General features: G+C 67.4%; 1 protein-coding gene. It reads left to right on the plus strand.

What is annotated here, in order from left to right; all coding sequences use genetic code 11:
• Positions 1–1,106 (plus strand): condensation domain-containing protein (locus XI08_RS09960; RefSeq protein ID WP_271574278.1); only part of this gene is annotated, 1,106 nt, incomplete at both ends.

Below are 1,106 nucleotides of genomic sequence, written 5' to 3' on the forward strand. Positions count from 1 at the left end.
GTATGCGCATCGCGCCTATGAGCCGCCGCAAGGCGAGATCGAGATCACGCTGGCACAGATCTGGGCCGAGCTTCTGGGTGTTGAGCGGGTCGGACGCCACGACCACTTCTTTGCGCTCGGCGGGCACTCGCTGCTGGCGGTGCAACTGATCGAGCGTTTGCGGCGGCGGTCGCTGGGGGTTGAGGTGCGCACGCTGTTCGCCAGGCCGGTGCTGGCCGATCAGGCCGCAAGCCTGGGCAGTCATCAGGAGGTGGCGGTCCCGGCCAATCGGATCACCGAACAGAGTACGGCGATCACGCCAGAGATGTTGCCGCTCATTGAGCTGGCGCAGGGCGAGATCGACCGGATCATCGCCACAGTGCCCGGCGGGGTTGGCAACATCCAGGACATTTATGGCTTGTCGCCGCTGCAGGACGGCATCCTGTTCCATCATCTGTTGGCGACAAAGGGCGATCCGTACCTGCTGGTATCGCAGATGGCGTTTGCCGACCGTGGCGTGTTGGACCGCTATCTTGCCGCGGTCCAGCGGGTGGTGGACCGGCACGACATTCTGCGCACCTCGTTCGTCTGGGAGGGGCTGTCGCGCCCGGCCCAGGTGGTGTGGCGGAACGCGCTGCTGGAGGTGAGCGAGGTCGAGCTGAACGGGTCTGCTGGTCCTGGCGCCGCGCAGCTTAAGGATCGGTTTGATCCGCGCCAGCACCGCATCGATCTTGGCCGAGCGCCGTTGTTGCGGTTTGTGATCGCGCGCGAGCCCGGCAGCGCGCGCTGGCTGCTGTTGGAGCTGCAGCATCATCTGATCGGGGATCACACCACACTGGAGGTGATGCGTGCCGAGGTCCGGGCTGAGCTGGAGGGCCGGGCGCATGAGCTGAGCGCGCCACAGCCGTTCCGCAACCTGGTGGCGCAGGCGCGCCTGGGCGTTGATGCAAAGGCGCATGAAGCGTTCTTCCGGGGGTGGCTGGCAGACATCGACGCGCCGAGCACGCCGTTCGGCTTGCGCGAGGTGCGCGGCGACGGCAGCGGGGTTCGAGAGGCGCAGCGGATGCTGCCGCAGCAGCTGAACGCGCGGCTGCGCAGCCAGGCGCGACGGCTGGGGGTGAGCCTGG

It is taken from the genome of Bradyrhizobium sp. CCBAU 11361 (assembly GCF_028128935.1).
GTDB classification, from domain to species: domain Bacteria; phylum Pseudomonadota; class Alphaproteobacteria; order Rhizobiales; family Xanthobacteraceae; genus Bradyrhizobium; species Bradyrhizobium niftali.